Genomic DNA, 22,952 nt, shown 5'->3' with positions numbered 1-22,952 from the left:
TTTCACAAAAGTGATGCATGTAAATACGCTCTTTATCTAACCATTGTAGTATAACATCGGCTTTTGCAAATTATCATCGGATAAACTGCTCAATTCTGTTACATAAGATGATGTACCTTTCTCTATTTAGGCGAGAAAAAACGTGCCTTTCCAATTGGGAGCTTGCTATCACACTTCTCAAATAGGACATTAATCAGCTATTCGCGATATAGGTATTCTTACCTATACTTCAGCTTAAAGGAAGCGAACGAGATATGCTTGCTGCGCCACTAAATTGCTAGAAAGCGTCTCATATGAATTCCTTGACGCTACAAAAGAATTGACAACGTATCTACAACGTAGAAAACAACAGGTTGACAACCATTCGGTGCTATAGTGAGAGAGAACCAGATGCGGCCTGCTGGCGTGCTTTCATCCCCCTGCAAGGCGAGCGCGAACAGGCCGGTTTTGGAACGTTATACGAGTTTATGGCGAATCGCAAAGGTGGTTGCAGCAACCCGATTCTCGCATCTGATCTTATGCAAGATATTTGAGATGTGATTGGCAACCGTACGCTCACTCAGGTTGAGGGAGCGGGCAATCTGTTTGTTGCTTCTGCCCTTTGCGACAAGCCGTAGTACTTCTTTTTCTCTTCTGGTCAGATTGGCCGGAAGAGGTGGTGATTCGGGCATATCAGTGGGCTCATCAAGCTGCTGGCGAATCCGGCTTGCGGTTGTATGCAGGGCCAGCTCTTCGCTGAGATGAAGTGCATGCTTGAGGAGCCGGTTGCTTTCGGGTTGTAGTGCTGCCTGTGCCAGGATTACCTGTATCAGTTCGGGGTGAAGGCCCTCAGAGCGTGCTGTCTGTTCGGCGCGCTGAAGATAGGCGCGTGCCTGCTCCTGTTGCTGACAGCGAAGGGCAAGCATGCCGAGGATGCGGTCAACCAGAAACCAGGCGAAGAGACCCTCAAAGCTTTTGAGGCGCGTATAGGCATAGGTAATAGTGGCCTGATCGTTGTAGGCCAGGGCCAGCAGGGCGAAAAAGACAAGCGCTGGAGCTGTCTGATGCGCGGCATCTGGAAGCACGCTGAGCCATGTTTTAAGTTCTTGCATATGCATATGTGCAGCACTGTGATTGTTTGTTGCCAGCTCTGTCAGGGCAAGGAGTCCGATCAGCGCCGGATCAGCCTGCTTGAGGCTATTTCTGCTTGCCTGTAAGGCCTGTTGCAGGAGCGTTTTCGCCTCGGCATACTCTTCACGCAGATACGCGGTGAAGCCTCGGGTAAGCAGGGCCGGATATGCATGTGATCCGGGAAGCTGTGTTAGCAGAGCGTCAGCGGTCTTCCAGTCTCCCTGCACGGTATGCAGGTAGGCCAGCCAGATATAGGTATCGCGCTGAAATAGCAGATGGCCGGAAGTGGGCATCAGGTCCAGCCGTTTTCGGCTGATTGCGCCTGCCCGTCGAATCTTGCTAGCACGACATGCGCCACGGGTCAGATACCAGTAGCCAAGCGCGGCTTCGGCTCGCAGGTTCGGGTGCTGCATCTCGGCGATAACGGCTTCTAGCGATTGCAGGTAGGGATGGAGTTCTTCGCCTGTCAGGGCCGGAAAGCGCAAGATATGATTTGCCAGCGCTTCTAGCGTCTCTTGTTTAAGCATCCGAGCCAGCGCTTCGGCTTTGCGGGCATAGAGAGCCCCTTGCTTGCTTTGGCCGAGGAAGAGGGTAAGCAACGTTGCCAGGTCAAGTTGCAGGCCAATGATCTCCGGTTCCTGGTGTCCTGCATAGAGTGATAGAGCGTATTCCAGCGTGCTCTGTGCGAGATGGATATTGCGCTGCGCCCAGTAGATGCGGCCCAGACAATGAGCGGCACGAGCTGCATTCAGGGGATCCTCGTTATGGATGAACCAGTGAAGTGCGGTCTCAAAGGTGGCGATCGCCTCAGCCTCTCGATGCTGCGAGCTGGTAAGCTCACCGATTTTCAGCAGAAGTTGACCGCGTTGCGGATCGCGTGCATCGAGAAGATCGAGGATGCGGCGGTAATGATGTAGCGCTTCCTCGATTGCCTCATTTTGTTGGGCGGCTTCGGCTGCGTAGCGCGAGTAGGTAATGATCTTTTCCCGGTTCGTGCTGTGGATAAAGTGAAAGGTCAGTTCTGCGAGTCGTTGCAGGCTATTTCGCTCCTGGGAGGTGTAGCGCTGTTCGAGCGTCTGTCCGATCTGTTCATGCAGGCGTCTCCGTCGTGAGGAGCTGACTTCCAGATAGAGCGTGGCTCGAATGGTGTCATGCGTAAAGCGATAGGTTTCCGGTTGTGCAGATGTAACCAGGTGGGCCTGCTCGGCGGCAAGCAAACGATCCTCTATGATCTCGCTTTCCAGGCCAGTGATAGCCGTGAGCAGTGAAAGATCAAACGAACGGCCAATGGTGGCTGCAATACGCAGGATATCGATAGTGTTAGATGGAAGGCGTTGAAAACGCTGACGTAACGTGCCGACAATGCTTGGTGGGAGCTGTTGTGGAAGCGGCGTCTCCGGGGCGATCTCCCATTGATGTTCATTTTTTACCAGCAGGTTGGTTTCAAGCCAGTTCTGAAGCAACTCTTCTGTAAAGAACGGGTTGCCCTCGCTTTGCTCATAAAGGAAGCGGCAGGTCCGCTCTTCGATGGACGAGCCCAGATAGTTTTCACTCAGAATGGCGATCTGCTCGAATGAGAGTGGCTGTAGTGTCAGCATGGTCAGGGTGCGCTGCCGGATCAGGTTGTTTAAGGTGTGGTCCAATGAGCGATTCTGAGTTTCTCCGCCCGAGAGAAACGCGCCAACGATCAAGATGCGAGCGTCACGCTGGTGGCGCACAATATGGCTGAGCAAGGTAAAGCTTGCGCTATCGCACCAGTGCAGGTCATCCAGCAGCAAGAGAAGCGGCTGTGTCCGGCTGATCGCGGTCAGAAAATAGCCAACGGCTTCATAGAGGCGAAGCTGTGACTGTTCCGGTGGCGAGGGATACGCCGGGGTGGGAAGCTCGCCCAATCGGAGGGCCAGTTCCGGGAAAATCCTGAGCAGCGAATGCGTCAAACCAGTGCATTGCTCTTTCAGGATGGCAAGTGGTGCCTGTCGAATGTAGCCGCCAAGTGCCTCAAGGAAGGGAAGAAAGGGCGGCATCCCTTCGGAGTCGGACGCATTACCGTGGAGGGGAAGCGCTCCTGCTTGCTGCGCCCGGGCGGCGAATTCATGGAGCAGCCGGGTTTTACCAATGCCCTGATCCCCTATCAGGAACACGACACGTGTGGTACCCTGTAAGACTGCCTGATACTGCTCTTGAAGCAGTGTGAGCTCTTTTTGTCGCCCTACAAAGGCGGTGGATGGCGTGCAAATAGAGTGTTTAAAAATGGCCAGATCCGATGTTTGATCTCCCATAGACAGTTTTCCCCCTGCTTGTGTGCTGTTTCTCGATAGAGAAAAGAAAAAGATGCTTGTCTCTGCTCCGCTGCTTGCATGAAATAGCGGCTATTTCTGCAAAACAGGGTGCGTCTCTATTCCCCCTTTGTTGGCATGCTATGAATGCAGAGAATCAGGCAGGTCATATACAAGAGAGAAAACGCGGTTTACATGTAATCTCAAGCTGTAAACGGTGGAAGACGACATTTTTGACGCTTATGTGTTTGCAGCTTATGGAAACTGTGCATTTTCCGAAGAAAAGAAAAAGATGTTAGCATCGGTCCTGCTCCTCGAATCACCGTTACAATGTTTCACAATTTGAAACATATGGAGAGTAGAGAACAGAAAGTGAAAGAGAAAAGAAAAGATCTATAAGTATTACAGTATAACATATCATGATGAATTGTTTCAGGGAAAAAGTGGTGAGCATGCCGGGAGGGAACAAGCGATAAAAGCGGAAAAGCAGAGAGGAGGTAGTGCGGGGAAGGCCAAAAAACTCAGACTGCTTGCGGAGGTACTTGAGATGCGTATCCAAACGAGGCAGGCTGGAATTACTTCTACAGAAGAGCAAGAAAGCGATGCGTTCGGGATGGATCCTGAGGATAAAAGAAAGCCGTACAGGGTGGCTATCACTGAAGAAAAAAAGACTCAAGTGGCTTATTGCGCCTCATGAGTCCTTGATTTGCGAAGTAGTGGTGCCGGTGGAGAGATTCGAACCCTCAACCCTTGCGGGATCTGTTTTTGAGACAGACGCGTATACCGTTCCGCCACACCGGCAAGTTGTCCGTGATGCTTGCGCATCCTTTGCGATGCATATATTAGCGCATCTACGGACAATTGTCAAGAGGTTATGCCTGGATGGGCGAGGTTTCCTGTGCAGGAGCGCTCTCAAAGTGCCCGATATTTCGATATTTTTGATAGCGCTGCTCAAGGAGCTCGTCCAGCGGAATACGTTTCAGTTCTTCCAGGTGTTGCAGGAGAGCCTGTTTCAGGGACTCAGCCGCCAGGCGATGATTGCGGTGTGCGCCGCCGAGAGGTTCGGCGATGAGTCCATCGATGATCCCAAGCTCAAGCATATCTCTGGCTCGAATGCGTTGTCCTTCTGCGGCCAGTGGAGCCTGTGCGCGATCACGCCAGAGGATGTCGGCGGCGGCTTCAGGGGCGGCGATCGTGTAGTAGCTGTGCTCAAGCATCAGGATGCGATCGGCTACACTGATCGCCAGAGCGCCACCACTGCCACCTTCACCGATCACAATGGAGATGGTCGGAATGCGCAGGCGGGGCATCAAATAGAGACATGAAGCGATTGCCTCAGCCTGTCCACGCTCTTCATCAACCAGCGCCGGAGAAGCGCCGGACGCATCAACAAGGGTCACTACAGGGATGTGAAACTTCGCGGCATGGCGCATCAAGCGTTGTGCTTTGCGATATCCTTCGGGGTGAGGCATGCCGAGATTGCGGTACTGCATCTCTTTCATATCCCGCCCCTTCTGGTGTCCGATGAGCATCAGGGTTTGTCCGTCGATTGTTGCCAGTCCGCCAACAATAGCATGATCATCGCCGAAGGTCCGATCGCCGTGAAGCTCAAAGAAATCGTCGCAAATAAGCTTGATATAGTCCAGAGTATAAGGGCGGTTTTTGTGACGAGCGACCTGCACGGTCTGCCATGCGTTGAGATTGCTGTAAATCTCTTCAGTGCGCTTGAGCAGCTCGCTCTCCAGAAGCTGTAACTGTGTAAATTCTTCTGGCTTTAGCCGGTCACCCTTGCGCTGGAGAGAATGGATCTTCTTTTCGAGCTCTGCCAGCGGTTTTTCGAATTCCAGGTCATAAGCCATATTGTCTTTTCCTCTAAGCCGTTTCCTCTTTTTTCGTCGAACCGGAGTACATCTGAAGCAGACGGGAAAGTGTCTGCCGCAAGTCTCGTCTGTGGACGACAGCATCAATCATACCATGTTGCAGGGCAAATTCCGAGTTAATTGTACCCTCTGGTACCTTAATATGCATGAAGCCTTCAATGACGCGGGGGCCTGTGAAGCAGACAAGCGCGCCGGGCTCGGCAAGGATGATATCGCCGAGGAAGGCAAAGCTAGCGGAGACGCCACCGGTTGTCGGGTCTGTCAGCAGACTGATGTAGGGTAGGCCTGCCTCACCAAGTTTTGCGAGAGCGGCCGAAGTTTTTGCCATCTGCATCAAAGAGAAGATACCTTCCTGCATTCGTGCGCCGCCGGAGGTCGACGAAATGAGGACAGGAATGGAGCGTTCAAGCGCCAGTTCAATGGTGCGGGTGATCTTCTCGCCAACCACGGAGCCCATAGAGCCCGCCATAAACTGGAAGTCCATAATTGCGAGGGCAAGCGGCTGTGCATCGATTGTGGCATATCCACTGATGACCGCCTCATTCTGGCCCTTCTTCTGACGTTCTTCCTCAAGTTTGGCGGCATAGGGGGGCTTTTTGGCATCTCCCGGAGGTGAAGCGACAAAGTGCAGTGGATCAGCCGGGAGCATGTCCGCGTCAATTTCAACGAAGCTACCGGGATCAACAAGCAGATTGATACGCTCTCTGGCCGAGATACGCCCGTGGTGGTTGCAGCGAGGACAGACCTTCAGATTCTTTTCCCAGTCCCGGTTATAGTGAATTTCTTTACATTTGGGACATTTGACGGCAATATTGCCAACTGTTGAGAGAGAAGAGGCTTGATCGGCAGAGAAGTTTTGCCGAGTAGTAGGGGTAGCCGCTTCTTTTGCCATGTGTGATCCTCCTCGTTATTCTTCTGCAAAGAGCGCTGACACAAAGCTCTTTGGATCAAAGGGAATCAGGTCTCCGACCTTTTCGCCTGTGCCGATGAATTTAATCGGTACCCCTAGATCATCTGCGACAGCGAATGCAAACCCACCTTTTGCGGTACTATCTATCTTGGTGATGACGACGCCGGTCAGGCCGATGTGCTCCGCGAACTTGCGGGCCTGAAGCAGGGCGTTCTGCCCGGTTGTGGCATCAATCACCATCAGCAACTCATGCGGACCATCGGGGACAAATTTCTGAATGATTTTATTGATCTTTCTCAGCTCTTCCATCAAGTTGTACTTGGTATGGAGACGCCCGGCAGTATCGACGATTAACACATCACTGCCACGGTTTTGGGCGGCCTGTAAGGCATCATAAACCACCGCTCCGGGATCGGAATTCGGGCTCTGGCTGATAACGGGGACGTTAATCCGCTCTCCCCACTCTTTCAACTGATCGATGGCTGCTGCTCGGAACGTATCGCCTGCTGCCAGAATAACTTTATGGCCTTCATTTGTCAATCGATTGGCCATCTTGGCAATGCTGGTCGTTTTACCGGAGCCATTGACGCCGATGACGAGAATAACGGTCAGAGGGGATGTCTGGGAAAAATGGAGAGGGGTTGGTTTTCCAAGTAGTGCGGTCAGCTCCTCGCGCAACGCCTGCTGCACCTGGGAACCGGTCTGCATGTGTTCCTCTTCAACTCTCTGATGCAGGCGCTTGAGCAGCCAGCTTGTGGTATTGGGGCCGATGTCCGCCGCCAACATCAGATCTTCCAACTCTTCCCACATCTCGTCTGTAATCTGGTCGGATTCCTGAATCGTTGCACCCAGGCGGCTAAACCACTGCTTGGTACGACTTAAAAAAGAAAAGCGTTGCTCTGAAGCGGGCTTTGTCCCGGCCTGTTCCTGAGCAGCACCCTGATTCTTTTTTCCGTCGTCCTGTGGTTTCTGCCCAAAGAAGCGATTGAGCACGACTGTATAGACTCCTTTATGTATAGATGTATCTGTGCGTTGCCTCCAACACACTCATCGGACAATTGTCTCCGTCTTGGTTGCATTTCTCTTTGCAAACTCGAAGAAGAGGGCACTGAACCACTCCATCATACACCATACACATTATACGAAATACCGAAATACCGGGATACCAGAATACTGGAATAGCGAAATACCGGAATTTCCTACGCACAATGTACAATGCAGTGATCGTCCCTCTATGCAAGTCAGGCATAAGGGGGCAAAAAAGTCACTGCGTGACCCTCGCCCTCCTCCTGAAATACCACGCCTTTGAGTGGTTGCGGCCACTCAAGGACGTGCTTTTGACAGATCTGCTCTCCACTCTTACTGACGACTGCGATAGGAGTGGAGCGATCCGTCACTGATCGGTTCGTTAATGATGATGTCACCGTTACGGATTTTGATGTTGTACAGGCAGGACGGGTTCGTACAAACCCACGCCTTGTACTCGATGGAAGCTCCCTGGCTACCGAAATCCGAAAGCGGAACCAGATCACCTTCACTACATTTGCGACACCGAGGAAATGCGTTTTCCACGAAATCGCCTCCTTCCTTCTTTCTGGAGGATTAATCGCTTACCTGTTGTCCAGGTCAGGCATCAAGCGAGGCTTAGCGAGTAAGTAAGCCGAGGGGGGAGCCTCCGCCGCTGCATCCGCATCCCCACAGCAAGTCTAATCCATGCCTCTTTCATATTACCACAACTCCTCTTCTCTGTCAGCAGGTATATGAAGAAAAATTCATCTTTTTTTGCCGCAAAAAGAATGACTTCTCCTTCTCCCCCTCTGCATTGAAGAGGCGTGAGAAATGTAGAAACGGCAGCTCGAGCACCCCGACCCGCGCTGCTTTCCTCTCCGTTGCAGCCCGGTCAAGCGTGCGCTGTCGTCCTATTGCACTTACTTTCAGAATAACAGGACTTACAACTCTAGTCAAGCATTCATATCTTTTGAATCTCCACTCCCTCAAAAATGAAGAACGGTCTGTGGAAATTTCCCCACACATGGAAAACTCTTCATACATTGGAGAACAATGTTTTAAGCTCTGCCGTCCACGAATTTTTTTCCTTTTCAGAAATTTTCATTCTTTTCCCCTTCAGAGGCCCGGGTGCACGGTCGATTACTATAGTGTTACCTATGCCCTTGAACGTGCGGGCTCCAGTATGCTGAAACGGTAATACGGTTTTGGCACGGTTCTTGCAATAAGAGTTTGTGGGAGAGCAGTTATACGAGATTGGTCCAGAAACGGCCTTCTCTGTACTTCTTTCATCGTGTGTGTTGGTCCTATGATTCTAGTCAAGTAGAAGGAGTATCCGTCGTGGGAGCAAGAGGACAGAAAGCAACCCGTACTGTGGATACCGATGCGGTGGTTTCATTCGGGCGGAAACGGACGTCTAAGGACCTCATGGATGAGATGAGTATTCTGGATAATGAAAAAGAATTCATCTGTGAGGGTGACGAGGATCTTGAGGGTGACGAGGATCAGCGCAGTGCCGTTGATGATTCAGTCAAGCAGTACCTGAAGGAAATCGGGATGTATCCCCTCCTCACGGCTGAGCAAGAACTTCGCCTCGCCGAACGTGTCGCGCGCGGCGATCAGCAGGCGCGTCAGAAGTTAATCGAAGCCAATCTGCGCCTTGTTGTGAGCATTGCCAAGCGCTATTCTAATCAAGGCTTACCTCTTTTAGACCTCATCCAGGAAGGCAATATCGGCCTGATGCGTGCTACACAGAAGTTCGATTATAAGCGCGGCTTCCGCTTCAGTACCTACGCAACCTGGTGGATTCGGCAGGCTATCAGCCGCGCAATCGCTGAACATTCACGCAGTATTCATATTCCCGTTCACGTCGTCGAGCTTATTTACAAGATTAAGCGCGTCGCTCGTCGTCTGTATCAGGAGCAGGGCATTGAGCCGCTGCCCGAGCAGATTGCCGATGAGCTTGGTCTACCGCGCGAACGGGTGGTTGAGCTCTTAAACGTCTCGGAGCAGCCTATTTCTCTTGATGCTCCGATGGCCGATGATGAGGAATATCACCTCGCTGATATGCTTGAGGATACCAGTATGATGCCTGTTGGCGATCAGGCTGCCTTACAAGCACAGCGAGACAACATCGAACAGGCGATGGCTATCCTGAACCCACGTGAACGCACGATCATTGAAATGCGCTACGGACTCAAAGACGGTCATTCTCTCTCGCTTGATGAGGTCAGCGTGCTGTTCCATCTTACACGCGAGCGTATTCGCCAGATTGAGGTGAAGGCGCTGCGCAAGTTACGCTATCCCGAACGCTACGATGGGATGCGCGATCTGGCTCGGGCCTGAGTAGAGAACAAAAAGAGAGCCTGGAAGGAATGACGACATTCCTCATCAGGCTCCTTTTTTTGTTCTGGAAAGGTTGAAAAGATGACTATGAGCTCACATGCGCTCAGGCAGGCGAGCTTTCAAGGCCAGATGCCTTTTCTTGCAGGTAGGCATGAATAAAGGGATCGATGTCTCCCGCAAGGTAGCCGCTGGTATCGCTCGTCTCGTAGCCGGTGCGATGGTCTTTGACAATATTGTATGGGTGGACGATCACCGAGCGAATCTGCGTGCCGAAATCTGCCTCGACATGCGCTCCTTTCAGGCGTGCGGTCTCTTCCTCGCGCTTTTTCAGCTCCAACTCATAGAGACGTGCTCGGAGCAGTTTCAGCGCCACTTCGCGGTTTTGAATCTGCGAGCGTTCGTTCTGACAGGTAACGACGATCCCTGTCGGAATGTGGCGCATGCGTACCGCCGAGTCCGTTTTATTGACGTGCTGACCGCCAGCACCAGTTGAGCGGAAGGTGTCTACCTCAAGATCCTCCGGTCGAATTACGATCTCGATGGCATCTTCGATATCGGGCATGACCTCGACCTTCGCGAAAGAGGTATGACGACGGTGGGCCGCGTCAAAGGGCGAGAGTCGGATCAAACGATGTGTGCCCGCCTCGGAACGCAGATAGCCATAGGCATAGCGCCCCTCGATCTCGACGGTGACGCTCTTCACGCCCGCCTCTTCACCTTCACTGTAGTCGTAGACCTGCGTGCGGAAGTGATGTTTCTCTGCCCACCGCAAGTACATGCGCAGGAGCATCTCGGCCCAGTCCTGTGCATCGACGCCGCCAGAACCCGCGTGAATACTGAGGATGGCGTTTTTCTCGTCGTGCTCTCCGCTAAGCATCAGCGCGAATTCCAGTTGTTCTATCTGCTGCTCAAGCGCGTTCAGTGACTGCTCGACCTCTGTGCGAACCTCGTCGTCTGGCTCTTCTTCCAGCAACTCAGCCAGCCCCTGAAGGTCCTGAAGTTGGGTCGCGATCCCCTCCCACGTGTTCACTTCTTCACGCAGGGCATTGAGGCGCTGCATATGGGTTTGCGCCTTGCGGTTATCGGACCAGAAGTCGGAGGCCAGACTTTCTTCTTCTAGTTTTTGTACCTGTTGCGCCTTTTCGGCCAGGTCAAAGACGCACCATAGTTTTCTCGACGCGTCTCTGTAAGCGTTCGATTTGATGGGTTAACTCACTCATAGGGCCATTGTATCATACGTTGTTCCTTTACGAAAGGGGAGACGGGTGATGAATGGGGCATCTGCGCCCTCTGCCCGGAGAACGCGAACATCGCTTGCCTGTGGAGCCCACCTGTGTCAGGTTCCTTCAGATGGAGAGACGGGCAACCGGGACCCGACGAGATGCCCTCGTCAAATGCTTCGGCCTGCCGCGATGCGGTGTCATGCGGCGGAAGCTCTCACATAAGTCGGCGCTGGTCTGTGCTGCTTTTTCGGTTTGCCTGCACAATTGCCCGCAGCTCTTCAACCGAGAGCGGCTCTTTGCGGTTGTGGTGAAGCATGCGGTGGCAGTTCGGGCAGAGCACGGCCATATCTGTCGCGGGGTTGACGACCACTTCACCGGTGTAGCCCGCAACCGGGTTCTTGTGATGGACTTCAATATAGTCCCCGGCGAGCGGCCCATAGAGCTCAGCAAGCGCGAGATCACAGACCTGACAGCGGGTGCCGTGAATGTGAATCGCGGCTTTGCGCAGGGCACGGTTCCGTTCATGGCGGGTGGTGAGGCCCTGAATCAACCTGCCCTCTCTGTAATATGGCGTCTCCTGTGTGGGATCTGCCGGGCGGGGTGAGTAGCTTTCTGGCTCTTCTCGTACCTGTCGTGGGGCTCGCTGCGTAGCACCAGGGATATGTTGCAGGACGAAATGCGCGGGGCGTGCGCCGCGATGCGAGATATAGCGAAAGCGGCCCTCATAGCGAAAGCCAGAGCCGGGATGCTCTTGTTTGCTTTTGCGATAGAAGACAAGCAGCTCGATGCCGTTCGCCTCATGCTCGATGATCTTGCGGTCGGTCTTCCCGGCCTTCTGCCCGTCCCAGTAGAGAATTCCGTCATCCAGCAGATCTTCATACTGGGTGCGATTCTTTGGCTTGTTCTCGGTCACAAAGAGCAGGATTGAGTCATAGCCTTTCAAGGGGAAGACCCCATTTTTGATAGTTGCATCGTTTGTCTGAAAGAGCTCCTGAAGCTCCTTCCGGCTATAGATTTCGCCCTCGGTCAATCGGGAAGACGCTCTGTTGCTCATGTACGCTTGCTCCGGGATTTTCCGGCTATTGTACCTGGAACAGCGCTTTCTTGCAAGTTGCATAAAAATGCCCGGAAGAAGCGGCCTTCCGGGCGTGCACAAGGATGATTTAACTGATAATACCGTTATGCTGAAGGAAGAATAAAAGCATTGCTGCCAGAATAAACAGGATACCAACAAAAATGGTTGCCAGAGCGGCGGTACGGCCACGGGCATTTGCGTTCTGCTGCCCTCCTTCCACCTGTGGTTGCTGCATCTGATGTGCTGGATAGGAGGTATGTTGCGGATACTGTCCGCCCGATGGGTAGCCCTGATAGGCCTGTGATGGGAAGGGCGGCGTATTTCTGGGTTGCACATAGCCTCCTTGCTGACCGAGCGGCATCGAGGAATAATTTCCTCCGCTGTAGCCGGGCTGCTGCGAATAGCCGGGAGGTGGATAGTTCCCGGGATTCACTTCATCCATCATGCGGGTTGCATCGCCAGCATCAGCATATGTCTGGTTGCCCAGAATCAGCTTTTGTGGTGTTGCCTGTTGCTGATAGGGAGGATGCTGCGCGATGAACGATTGCGCCTGAATGGTTTCCTCGTTGGAGGCGTAGGTGCTGGTAGCTGCGCCCGCATCAACGGCTGCGCCACACCGTGGGCAACGGGTTTCTCCCGGGGCCAATTGTAACCCGCATTGACCGCAATAAATCATAGTATCTCCTTTCTGCCCGCTGGCCTCAAGCGTTCACAGGGCGCTTCGTCTTTTACACTTGAGGCCGGGTTTCTGTCTTGGTTGCCCCTGAGAGGCGCTGTTCTGTCTCTTTTCTACCAAAACGGTAAAACGTATTTACTTGTTCCGATATCCCCCATTATAGCCCACTGGCATACCCGAGACAACAAATGCGCAGCGCGTCCAGACCTTTAGGTGCGCTCGTTTGCCTCATCGAGCAGCTTCGCCATGTAATATTCATCGACATAGTGGCCGTCGACAATGCAGGAATGGCGGGCTGTTCCCTCGATGACGAAGCCCTGTTTGGTATAGAGTGCGATTCCTGCGGCATTGTGTGTCATGACGGTGAGTTCCAGTCGATGGAGCCCCCGCTGACGGGCCCATGCTTCCACTGCTTGAAACAGCCGGGTGCCGATACCCTGCCCGGTATAGGCTTGCAGGATACCTGCGACAAGGTAGGCTTTGTGGCGTATCCGGCGGAAATGGGCTCCGGTCGCGCTGACATACCCTATCAAGCGGTCTCCATCTACTGCAACAAAAATAGCCTGATTGGCCTGTAGCTCTTCGAGCTGGCGGCGTTGTTGCTCGACGGTCTGGGTGCGCTCTCCGGGCTCTAGCAGCATAAAGCGGGTTTCCTGGTCGAGCTGGTGACAGAGCTGAAGAAAGGACGCGGCGTCCTCCGGGCGAATCATACGTATCTGAATAGCCATCGTTGTGTTCTCCTTCAGGGCATCCGAAGCCCACCACTAACCGAGAGCAGTTGGCCGGTAAGCCAGCGTGCCTGCTCGGAGGCCAGAAAGACGATCACGTCTGCGATATCATCGGGCTGTCCCACACGCCTGAGCGGCGTCACGCGGGAGATCTCCGCGACCTGCTGGGGGCTGATCCAGCCAGTTTGAATGGGCCCGGGCGAGACGATATTGACCGTGATGCCATAGGGTCCAAGCTCTTGCGCGGCGGCTCGGCTGTACGATTCAAGGGCTGCCTTGCTCGCGCCATAGGAGACCTCTCCGGCAAAGCCCGGTGCTCCATCAGTGCTGATGTTGATAATGCGGCCCCATTGTTTGCGGGCAGCGATATGACGGCTGGCGAATTCGGCCATCAGCAGGGCGACGGCGCGGCTATTCACGGCGAAATGGCTGTCATGCAGCGCTGCCGTGATGGTGGCGTTCGGGAAACCGTCGGCTGCCAGTCCGGGCTGTGCAAGAAACGTATCCTGCTCACAGTGATCGGCGTTATTGACGAGAATATCAACCGTACCGAAGCGCTTTTCGGCCTCCTCAAAGAGCATGGGAATGGTGGCGGGATCAGCCAGGTCGGCTTCAATGGCGTCTGCCTTGCCTCCCTGTGTCCGAATTTCCTGAACTACATTGGCGGCATCGGCCCGGCGTTTGCGATTATAGAGGGCAATTCCCGGCGTTTCGGTTTGTATCTGCGCCAGGTAGTCGTTCTCGGTTATGCCTTGCAACGGCAACCGCAGGTAGTTTATCAGGACATGGCACCCTTCAGCGGCCAGTGCCCGGGCCGTGGCAGCTCCGATCCCATGATTGCCGCCCGTAATGAGGGCGACTTTCCCCTGTAATCCTGTCTGTAGCATGAAAAGAAACTCCTTTAACAAGAGAAATGAGAGTGGACACGCCGAAGCGGAGGGAGGATGTTTTGTTTCAGGGTGAGCAAAAAAGGCATGGGAGTACGAATAAGAAAGGCAAGCGCTCCTGCATCGTTTCGGCGTATCGAACGATTAGCGGCTTGTCGTGTCTCCCACTCTGGCCTGTGCTCCTTTTTAAGAATATGAGGAATAGTGAGTAGAGTATAAGCGGTGAGCGAGGAAAAAGTCAAGCCGCCCGATCCCTTCGGGCGGCCTGCCTGTCAGTCTTCCTCGTCGCCGTCCGTCTGATTGAGCTGTGCGTTTACAATGCGCCAATCACTGTCGGCTATTTTCTGAACGAGGTAAAAACCATCGTAGGAGTGAGGTTTTCCCTTATCCTGATGGGCTACAAGCGTGATGTTGACCTTTGCCACCTCTGGCGATTGGGGCTCAACGGAGACGATCGTTACATCATCCCGCACGGTATGCTTGAACCCTTTTGCGAAGTCCTCATACTTGTCGCGCGGGTTATACCACAAATTGTATGCTGAGCGGTAATCCTTCATATTGATATACGCAAAATACTGTTCAACGATATGGCTCCCCTGGGTAATGGCCTCATTGGTGCCCGGTGTCGGGCTGGGTGTGGGCGATGGGGCCCGGGTTGCCTCTTCGGTTGGAGCCTGGGTCGGTTCGGTTTGCGCGGTTGTCGGCACTGGTGGTGGGGCCTGCTTGAAGCCGCCCGCATTCGCGATAAAGAAGAGCGTGGTTCCAACAAGGGTGACAACCACGACCAGAAGAACGAGAATAATTGCGCCTGTATTGCTCTTGCGTGGCGGCGGTGCCTGCGTTGTATAGGTAGATGGGGCCACCGTTTCCAGGCTTGGATAAGGCGGTTGCGCTGGATACTGTGGCGTACCGGGATAGCCATCGATGGGCTGATGTGTTGTCGAGGGATAACCCTGCCCGGGAGATGAGACATAGGTTGCGGCATTATGTTCCTGTGGCGGAACCTGAACAGGTGGTGCATGCACTATGGTCGCATCGTCGGAAGCATAGGTTTCTGTTTGGACGTTAGCGGGGACTGGTTCCCCACAGCGTGGGCATTTATCGACGTGTGGAGGGAGTAAGAGTCCACATTGACCACAAAAAGACATAAGATCTGTTGTTGCTCCTTTCCTCCTGCGGCAACCGGATGTTCCATTCTATCAATAAAGGCGATGAGTTGAAGATTTTCTTATTGTACTGCATTTGGTGAAGAGAAAAATACGATGATCGTCATTCTACAATCTGCCGGCCTGTCTTGCTTTGTTCACAAGGGGCTTTCTTGTCAAACGATTCTCCTCACGGGTTCGTTGAGCCACGCAAGATCTCCTCGGTATTTTTGAAGTGGTACTTGGCGACCAGCTTCAGCACTTCGGGCCCCTCGCGTTGTACCAGGGCACGGCCTACAGTCACGATTCGTGGATCTGAGCCTCCTTTGGGAAAGGTGAGCCCATATTGTGCGGCGAGACGGCGCAGGCCCTGCACGAACCCGGCGCGGGCAAGGATAGAGGCTGCCGCAACGGCGACATCATCTTCGGCCCGTGGGCGCAGGTCAAACGAGATGTCACAGTGTGTTTTGATGAACGCTCGCTTGAGCACGCTCCGATCTGCGAATTGATCGATAACGGCAAGCTGATAGTTGGTTGCGACCTGCAAGCGAGAGATCAGTTGCACATGCACGTCCGCAAGCAGCGTGTTCAGGTTTCCTACCCTGCTATAGAGCTCGTTATAGGTTGCTGGCATGTAGCGTTCCACACATACCTGACCCGCGCAGATCTCGCTGATTCTGGTTGCCATTGGTAGAATCGTCTCATCTGTCAGCCGCTTGCTATCACGGACTCCGAGCGCTATCAGTTGCTCTTCACGCTTCGGGTCAACTGCCACAGCCGCGACCACAAGCGGGCCATAATAGTCACCTTTGCCCGATTCGTCGCTGCCAATCCGCGCCACTCCTGTTCTCGGGGCCGGTACCGGAGTAGTCTCAACCGGAAAGAGCGTTGCTTGAGGTGCCGTTTTATGTGTTCGCGTTGCAGGGCGTGCCGTTTTCCATGCCATGAGCGCATCTTTTAACGGGCTCTCTTTCCCCTGGATCAGCATGTTCCCGTTGGGGTAGAGCGTGACAGCAACAGAAGTGGTTCCATCGTTGATGAGATATTGATAGCCGTTCTGAAGCGGTCGTTCGCTCTCAATCTGCCAGCCCTTCGCTTGAATGAGCTGGCTGAGCCTTTTCTTCAGTTGCGTGATCTCCGGCATGGGGCTGAGCTTCTCCCTGTCTCTTTTTCTCTCCCATTATAGCAGCTATAGACCGTTCAGTCCCTCATAATGGCCTATTTAGCGCTCTGTTTCATGCTGAAAAAGCGTGATAAGCAGCGTGCTGAGGGCGTTTGGTAGCTCCTTGCCAAAAGGAACGGGTCATGTTATGCTTCTCGTACACATGATCTAGAAAAATACCTCGTACAGGTGGGAAAGGAGGCGCTCCGTGAGTCAGGAGGAGGCTCCATTACATGGGGGCCTGTTGCGGCGTGCGCATGCATTGCTTGAAAACGCTGGTGAGCCGGTCGCGGAAGAGGAGCTGATTCAGCAGCTTTTCAGTACTGAGAACGGTGTTGCCAGAGTCTGGGCCTCGGTGTTGCGACAAACGTTAAGCGAGTCCACGCTATTTGAGCGGCTTGACGACACTGATGAGGGAGTGCGCTGGTGCCTGACTGCATGGCGCAAAGAGTCGCTCCTGCTGGAAGAGGTCGAATTTGTGGTGGTAGATACCGAAACGACCGGGTTACGCCCTGCCTCTGATCGGATTATTGAGCTGGCGGCTGTCCGCATGAGGGCCGGGCAGGTGCTTGATTCGTTTCACTCGCTCGTCCATCCCCGGCGAAGCATCCCGCCCTTTATTGTGAAGTTTACTGGTATCACGCCCGATATGCTGGCCGATGCGCCCGGAGCTGAAACGGTCATGCCCGAATTTATGCGGTTTGCCGAGGGGGCGGTGCTGGTCGGGCACAACCTGAGTTTTGACCTCAATTTCCTCTCTCAGGAGGCCATGCGGCTCGGCCAGACCTTTGAGCCAGATGGCTTTGATACTATTCCGCTCGCTCGGCGGCTGGTGCCCGATCTCAAGCGCTTTAAGCTGGATATGGTGGTGCAACATCTCCAGATTCCTGCCATTCCTGCTGGACAGCGTCACCGGGCAATGGGTGATGCCCGAGCAACCGCCGAGGTCTTTCGCCTGCTGCTTGAGCGGGCTCGGCAGCAAGGCATCATGACGCTTGGACAGCTCCGCCTGCGCCTTCAATTGCCGGTTGCCTGGGATGGCGATATTACCAGTGCAAAGCCGAAGAAGGGCAAGGGCTGGCGAGCTGATAGCAGCGTAGTCGCGCTGACTCGCCCGAATGGGAGCCTGTTTTTGAATCCCGCCTGGAAGCGCAATTTCCCGGCACGTCCCGGCGTCTACCTGATGAAAGACGAGCATCAACAGGTGATCTATGTCGGGAAGGCCAAAAGCCTGAAGGATCGTCTTGCCTCGTACTACAGTCAGCCGCTCGGCTATGTGCGGAAGCTGGACGGCCTGCTTCAACGTGTTCGCGATATTGAGATCAGGGTGCTTGGCTCCGAACTGGAAGCGTTACTGCTGGAATCCCGGCTGATTAAAGAGTTGCAGCCGATGTACAATGTGCAGTTGCGGAATTATGAGCTCTATCCCTTTATTAAGATCGATGTGCAGCATACCTTCCCCCGCGTCTACGCTACCCGTGAGATTGCCGCTGATGGTGCACGTTATTTCGGTCCCTTTCGGAGCCGTCGCATGGTGGACGCCACAATTGAGCTGATACAGAAGGTCTTTCCGATTCGTACCTGCACCCGCAGTCTGCCGCCACAGGGAAAAGCAACGGAGCCCTGTTTGCGGTTACATCTGGGGCGCTGCCCGGGTCCCTGTCGGGGTGGCGTAGATCCTACTGAGTATCGTAAAATAATTGAACAGGTTTGCGCCTTTCTGGGTGGCGAACGTGAGGACCTGATAGAGCGCTTGCGCCGCCAGATGTTTGAGGCTGCGCAACAGCTCAACTTTGAGCGGGCTGCCTGGCTGCGTGACGCGATACGGAGCGCCGACGAGGTGCTGATTGGTCAGCGGCTGATTACCGGCGCGGTTGAGGCGAATAATCTCTTTATCGTGTATCCTTCCGCCGAAGAACAGTGTAATGAGATCTTTCTAATCCGGCATGGCAGGCTTGTCGAGCAGCGTCGTGTGGAACATGACGAGCAGAGGATGAAAGAGGCGTTGCGCGAGCTGTTGCGGCGGGCCGAGGCCCTGGGTGAGCCGCCCGCGCAAGTCGGTCAGGCCGAGGTGGATCAGATCAATATTATTAGCCGCTGGATTCATCGCCACAGCGAGGATCGCGCCTTCTTTCCTTTTCATCACGCCCTTGCTCATGAACAGGAGGCGCAGGCGTTGCTTGACCATATCTGGCGTGAGGTGGAGCTAGCGCGCGCTGCTCCTGCTGCGGAATGGGAGGAGTTGCAGGGGTGAAACACAGCTTCATCTGAGCGCTGCCTTGACAACTGATACAAAGCTTGGAGACACTATGTTACTATCTGATAAGCGTATTCTCGAAGAAATGAAGAACGGGAATATTGTGATAGAGCCTTTTAACGAACGGCATCTAGGCACAAACTCGTATGATTGTCGCCTGGGTGAGTGGTATTTTCAAGGAGATGCAAACGTGGAGGTCATGCATCTCGATAACCCCGAAGAGATTCGCCGCTACTGGGGCGAGCCGCGCAAGGCTCAAAATGGAAAGATTGCCATTCGGCCGGGCACGACGATTCTGGCCCACACACAGGAGATTATCGGCGGGCACAATGGTTTCCTGGCGAAAATGTACTCGCGCAGCACCGTGGCTCGCTCGGGGCTGTCCGTCTGTCGCTGTGCTGGTGTGGGTGATGTGGGCTATATCGGGCGCTGGACGATGGAAATCAGCAACCACACCCAGACCACAATCTATGTTCCGGTTGGTTTCCGTATCTGTCAGTTGACATTTGAGTATGTCGGCGAGACGCTCAAAGAGTATCGGGGAAAATATGGCAAGGCTGGTCGCGAGCTTGCCGAATGGACCCCGGAAGATATGCTGCCGAAACCCTATTTTGACTGGGACTACGATATTTATCGCACCGATAGAGGGAAATAAGGGTGAGAAAAGGGCTGTTCATCTCTTTTGAGGGCCTTGATGGCGCTGGCAAAACAACCCAGTTGCAGCTTCTCCATCACTGGCTTGAGCAGCGCGGAGTTGATTTTCTGCGTACCCGGGAACCGGGAGGAACGCCGCTCGGGGTCGAGATCCGGCGTTTGCTGCTGGAACGGGCCGATCTGCATGTCACCCCGCTTGCAGAAGCCTTTCTCTTTCAGGCCGACCGGGCACAGCATTTCGCCACGGTGATTGTGCCTGCTCTGGACGCCGGGAAGCTCGTTCTGACTGATCGCTGCTTTGATTCCAGTATGGTCTATCAGGGGGCTGCTCGTGGCCTGGGAACAGATCTGATCAGGCGGCTTTCGTTGCTGGCGATGGGAGGCCGTGTACCCGATCTCACGATTCTGCTCGATCTTGATCCGGCAAAGGTACACAGTCGCACCGCCGAGGGCAAAGACCGGGCGCATCGCACGCATTTCGATCAGGCGGAGGAGGCATTTCACCGGACGTTGCGCTCTGCCTTCCTCGCGCTGGCACAGGCGCATCCCGAGCGTATCAAGGTGATTGATGCCTCGTTGCCTCCCGACGTGGTTCATGCGCATATCATTGCGCTGATCGAGCCGCTGTTACAACAGAATGAGGGGTAGCCGTTTTGCAGGCTACCCTTAGTTGACGCTCTCGATCGTGACATCAGAGATGGCCGCTTCGATCTGAGCCAGACATTCTATCAGGCGCTCTTCGTTCTGGTCTTGTAGAGCCCAGAGAGCCGCCGAATAGGGATCGTACTGTTGATAGAAGTGCAGGCGTTGCCAGAAGCGGTTGTCAATGATCCCGCTGTACTCTTCCAGCAAGGCCGCCACAAAGTTGTAGCCAAACTGGGTGGCAAGGTCCATAAAGTCGCGTGCGGGATCGCCAATAATGACATCTCCCCAATCAATGACCCCCGCGACGCGCTGCTTGATATCATCATAAATGATATGCTCCTTCCGCACATCACAGTGCAGCAAGACCGGCTCGAACAGGAAGTTCTCATCATCGGTCAGGAAGCGCTCCCAGAGCTGGCGGGCACGCTGGCGAATCTCGGGCGGCAGCAAGGGAAAAACACACTCGCGAATGGGCTGGTAGCGCTGCTGATAGAGCTGTCGCCACCATTGCGGATCGCCGCCCAGTACCCCGAGCTCCATTGCACGCTCTGGCGGGAAACTGTGCAACTGGTTAAAGAACGTGGTCAGGTCGGGAACCAGCGATGCCAGCAGCTCTGGTGTGATCTTTTTCTCGGAGAGCGGAACGCCCCGAATCTTGCGATAGCCACCGCAGGCAAGCGGATTGCCCGGCCAGACGTATTCAAAATGGGGCACCTGCACGCTGAGCGCCGTTTCTAATGCTGGCAACAGACGCATCTCGATTAACAACTGCTCGATCGTGTCCGGGCTTCTGGGCACACGGAAGATCAGTTCATCATTAATCTCGATGGTGGTGTTGTCGGTCCCGAGGGGAACCGGCGTAACATGATGAATTTCCAGCTCCGGGAAGCGGTTCTGTATCAAGGTGGTACAGCCTTCGATACTCAAGGGAAGATACTTATCCGGCTGATCGAAAATACTTTCATTGCGCTCCGGGATGGGCGTTGTCGGGATATTGTAGAGATCACCTTCCAGATTCGTCGTGTAGAGTCGATAGTACAGCCCGCTCCGTGCAATCAGTTCTTGATGGGTCCCCTGTTCGACGATCTGGCCCTTGTCGATCACCAGAATGGTATCAGCGTGCATTACCGTGCTGAGGCGATGGGCAATAACAAGCGTGGTGCGTTCCTTCATCAGGCGGGCCAGCGCTTCCTGTACCAGACGCTCGCTCTCGTTGTCGAGCGCACTGGTGGCCTCATCCAGAATCAGGATGGGCGTGTTGCGCAGAATGGCCCTGGCAATCGCGATACGCTGGCGCTGCCCGGCTGAGAGCTTCACGCCATCTTCCCCAACCACCGTATAGTAGGCATCTGGCAATTGCTCGATAAATTCAGCGGCGTTGGCGGCCTGCGCGGCGGCCTCGATCTCCTCCTGCGTGGCGTTGAGGCGCCCATAGGCGATATTGTCCCGGATGGTTGTGTTAAAGAGGATCGGTTCTTGCTGTACCATGCTGATCTGTTCGCGCAGCGTCTTGAGCTGAACATCACGGATATCATGCCCGTCAATGGTAATGCGTCCGCTCTGGATATCGAAGAAGCGCGGAATCAGATTCGTGATGGTCGTTTTGCCTGCGCCACTGGGGCCGACCAGGGCGACCATCTTGCCCGGCTGGACCTCAAAGGTGAGTTCTTGCAGTACCGGCTGCTCCGGGATATAGCCAAATGTCACCTTCTCGAAGCGAATCTCGCCTTGAACTGGAGGCAGCGGGGCCGCATTGGGGGCGTCGGCGATACTGATGGGCTGTTCAAGGAGCTCGAAGGCGCGTTCACTGGCGCCTAGCGCGACCTGAAGCTGATTATAGTTTGTAAAAATGCCGATCAGAGGCGAGATCAGCGTCATGAAATAGAAGACGACCATCAGCAGCGCCCCCAGGGTCAGCGTGCCGTGAAGAATGGCAATACCACTGTACCAGAGAAATGTGATCAGACCCGCCCACACCAGGGCCCCGGAGAGGGTTTGCACAAACGAGCTCAAATAGATGCGCTTTTTGGTCTGAGCAAACTGGAGCTCGGTCAGGCGATGATAGCGCCGCAGCTCGTGTTCCTCGCGGGTAAAGGCCTTCACGATTTTTGCGTTGCTGATGGCTTCCTTTGCGGCCTCGATGGTTTTAGCGATTAGCTCATATTCGCGTTTGCTCTGCCTGCGCTGAAAGCCGCCGGTCAGCAGTGCGAGCAGCAGCCCGGGCACAAAGAACAGCGCGACCATCCCCAGAACCGGGAGCAGGTTACTGGTATCGGTTGTCGGGATGGTCAGATTGAAGCGCCTGACCTGGGTGAGAATGAGGTCAGGGCCGATCAGGAGCAACGCCACGCCGAAAAGCACGGTAATCAGGTTCCGCAGCATACCCGTTATATTGGATGTAATCGCGGTACGAATCGTGCTGACATCGTTGGTCAACCTGCTGATCAACTCGCCGCTATGATGCTCATGAAAGAAGCGAAGCGGCAGCTTGAGCAGGTGTTCATAGAGCGTGGTGCGCAGATCGATGACCACTTTTTCGCTCAACGTCAGGCTGAGCAGGACTTGTCCGAGGCTTATCACGGTGACAATAGCGGTCAGCCCGAGCAGCAGATAGATCAGATGCTTGAGCCCGGTCAAATCTCGGGCCAGCACGCTATCAATCACCTTACCAAGAATGGCGGGGTAGAGCATTTGTAAGCCGCTGATCAGGAAGGTCGCAAACAGGACAATGACCAGTTGCCACCAGTACGGTTTTGCAAAGCTCAGGAGATGCGTAAAACTATGGCGACCCGGTTTGCTTTCCGGCGTTTTTCGCTTCCTGTTACTGTCCAACATTTCAATGATCTCCAATGAGTTGGTGAAACAGCCACATAAAAGGGAGTGCTCCCTTTAACAGTGTACGATTCCAGATGCCAGAATGGTTGTCTGACGCTACCGGCAAATGGGATATTTTTGCTACTTTTGTGTGCTTTC

The 22,952-nt window shown here is 54.2% G+C and carries 17 protein-coding genes and 1 tRNA gene; 4 read left to right on the top strand and 14 right to left on the bottom strand.

Annotated elements, in window-relative coordinates:
• Window positions 1-455: 455 nt before the first annotated feature.
• The 6 genes from KTH_RS15700 to KTH_RS15675 all read right to left on the bottom strand — a co-directional run bounded on the left by KTH_RS15700 (window position 456) and on the right by KTH_RS15675 (window position 7,748).
• Window positions 456-3,389: an ATP-binding protein gene (locus tag KTH_RS15700; protein WP_497619849.1), complete on the bottom strand. Its 2,934-nt coding sequence runs from the start codon at window positions 3,387-3,389 to the stop codon at window positions 456-458.
• Between the two features lie 714 nt (window positions 3,390-4,103).
• A tRNA-Leu gene (locus KTH_RS15695) sits at window positions 4,104-4,187 on the bottom strand.
• A gap of 71 nt (window positions 4,188-4,258) precedes the next feature.
• Entirely contained in the window at window positions 4,259-5,245 is a 987-nt protein-coding gene (locus KTH_RS15690) for an acetyl-CoA carboxylase carboxyltransferase subunit alpha (RefSeq protein ID WP_111317599.1), read from the bottom strand.
• A gap of 13 nt (window positions 5,246-5,258) precedes the next feature.
• The gene (gene accD / locus KTH_RS15685) at window positions 5,259-6,158 is read right to left on the bottom strand and encodes an acetyl-CoA carboxylase, carboxyltransferase subunit beta (protein WP_497619847.1); all 900 of its coding nucleotides are present in this window, start codon (window positions 6,156-6,158) and stop codon (window positions 5,259-5,261) included.
• A 15-nt stretch (window positions 6,159-6,173) separates the two neighbouring features.
• Entirely contained in the window at window positions 6,174-7,169 is a 996-nt protein-coding gene (ftsY, locus tag KTH_RS15680; protein ID WP_497619845.1) for a signal recognition particle-docking protein FtsY, read from the bottom strand.
• 366 nt (window positions 7,170-7,535) lie between these two features.
• The gene (locus tag KTH_RS15675; protein WP_111317593.1) at window positions 7,536-7,748 is read right to left on the bottom strand and encodes a hypothetical protein; all 213 of its coding nucleotides are present in this window, start codon (window positions 7,746-7,748) and stop codon (window positions 7,536-7,538) included.
• Window positions 7,749-8,522: 774 nt separating this feature from the next.
• Between KTH_RS15675 and KTH_RS15670 the strand changes: the two genes are divergently transcribed.
• Window positions 8,523-9,527, top strand: a complete 1,005-nt coding sequence (locus KTH_RS15670; protein ID WP_111317589.1) for a sigma-70 family RNA polymerase sigma factor — start codon at window positions 8,523-8,525, stop codon at window positions 9,525-9,527.
• A 103-nt stretch (window positions 9,528-9,630) separates the two neighbouring features.
• Here the strand turns inward: KTH_RS15670 and prfB are convergent.
• The 7 genes from prfB to rnhC all read right to left on the bottom strand — a co-directional run bounded on the left by prfB (window position 9,631) and on the right by rnhC (window position 16,405).
• A protein-coding gene (gene prfB / locus KTH_RS15665; RefSeq protein WP_111317587.1) for a peptide chain release factor 2 occupies window positions 9,631-10,747 on the bottom strand; the annotation gives its coding sequence in 2 pieces (ribosomal slippage) (window positions 9,631-10,680 and window positions 10,682-10,747; 1,116 coding nt in all).
• A gap of 217 nt (window positions 10,748-10,964) precedes the next feature.
• The gene (locus tag KTH_RS15660; protein WP_497619842.1) at window positions 10,965-11,804 is read right to left on the bottom strand and encodes an HNH endonuclease; all 840 of its coding nucleotides are present in this window, start codon (window positions 11,802-11,804) and stop codon (window positions 10,965-10,967) included.
• A 109-nt stretch (window positions 11,805-11,913) separates the two neighbouring features.
• Window positions 11,914-12,501 carry a zinc ribbon domain-containing protein gene (locus KTH_RS15655; protein WP_170142252.1) on the bottom strand — a complete coding sequence of 196 codons (588 nt, stop codon included), beginning with the start codon at window positions 12,499-12,501 and terminating at the stop codon, window positions 11,914-11,916.
• A gap of 209 nt (window positions 12,502-12,710) precedes the next feature.
• On the bottom strand, window positions 12,711-13,229 hold the full coding sequence (locus tag KTH_RS15650) for a GNAT family N-acetyltransferase (RefSeq protein WP_111317583.1): 519 nt from the start codon (window positions 13,227-13,229) through the stop codon (window positions 12,711-12,713).
• A gap of 14 nt (window positions 13,230-13,243) precedes the next feature.
• A complete protein-coding gene (locus tag KTH_RS15645; RefSeq protein ID WP_111317581.1) occupies window positions 13,244-14,116 on the bottom strand; it encodes an SDR family NAD(P)-dependent oxidoreductase in 873 nt (290 codons plus the stop codon).
• A gap of 272 nt (window positions 14,117-14,388) precedes the next feature.
• Window positions 14,389-15,141 (bottom strand): hypothetical protein, encoded by a 753-nt coding sequence (locus KTH_RS15640; RefSeq protein WP_211325979.1) that lies wholly within the window; start codon window positions 15,139-15,141, stop codon window positions 14,389-14,391.
• Window positions 15,142-15,451: 310 nt separating this feature from the next.
• Window positions 15,452-16,405 carry a ribonuclease HIII gene (rnhC, locus tag KTH_RS15635; protein WP_497619839.1) on the bottom strand — a complete coding sequence of 318 codons (954 nt, stop codon included), beginning with the start codon at window positions 16,403-16,405 and terminating at the stop codon, window positions 15,452-15,454.
• Between the two features lie 226 nt (window positions 16,406-16,631).
• Between rnhC and KTH_RS15630 the strand changes: the two genes are divergently transcribed.
• Genes KTH_RS15630 through tmk form a run of 3 tightly spaced genes read left to right on the top strand, consistent with a single transcriptional unit; the run spans window position 16,632 to window position 19,982 of the window.
• Window positions 16,632-18,677 (top strand): exonuclease domain-containing protein, encoded by a 2,046-nt coding sequence (locus KTH_RS15630; RefSeq protein ID WP_497619837.1) that lies wholly within the window; start codon window positions 16,632-16,634, stop codon window positions 18,675-18,677.
• Between the two features lie 55 nt (window positions 18,678-18,732).
• Entirely contained in the window at window positions 18,733-19,335 is a 603-nt protein-coding gene (gene dcd / locus KTH_RS15625; RefSeq protein ID WP_111317571.1) for a dCTP deaminase, read from the top strand.
• A gap of 2 nt (window positions 19,336-19,337) precedes the next feature.
• Window positions 19,338-19,982 carry a dTMP kinase gene (gene tmk / locus KTH_RS15620; RefSeq protein WP_111317569.1) on the top strand — a complete coding sequence of 215 codons (645 nt, stop codon included), beginning with the start codon at window positions 19,338-19,340 and terminating at the stop codon, window positions 19,980-19,982.
• An 18-nt stretch (window positions 19,983-20,000) separates the two neighbouring features.
• Here the strand turns inward: tmk and KTH_RS15615 are convergent, their stop codons facing one another.
• Entirely contained in the window at window positions 20,001-22,814 is a 2,814-nt protein-coding gene (locus tag KTH_RS15615; protein WP_497619834.1) for an ABC transporter transmembrane domain-containing protein, read from the bottom strand.
• Window positions 22,815-22,952 lie beyond the last annotated feature (138 nt).

This window comes from Thermosporothrix sp. COM3 (assembly GCF_059696735.1).
The sequence above is the reverse complement of the archived record's forward strand: the minus strand, read 5'-3'. Positions and strand labels throughout refer to the sequence as shown.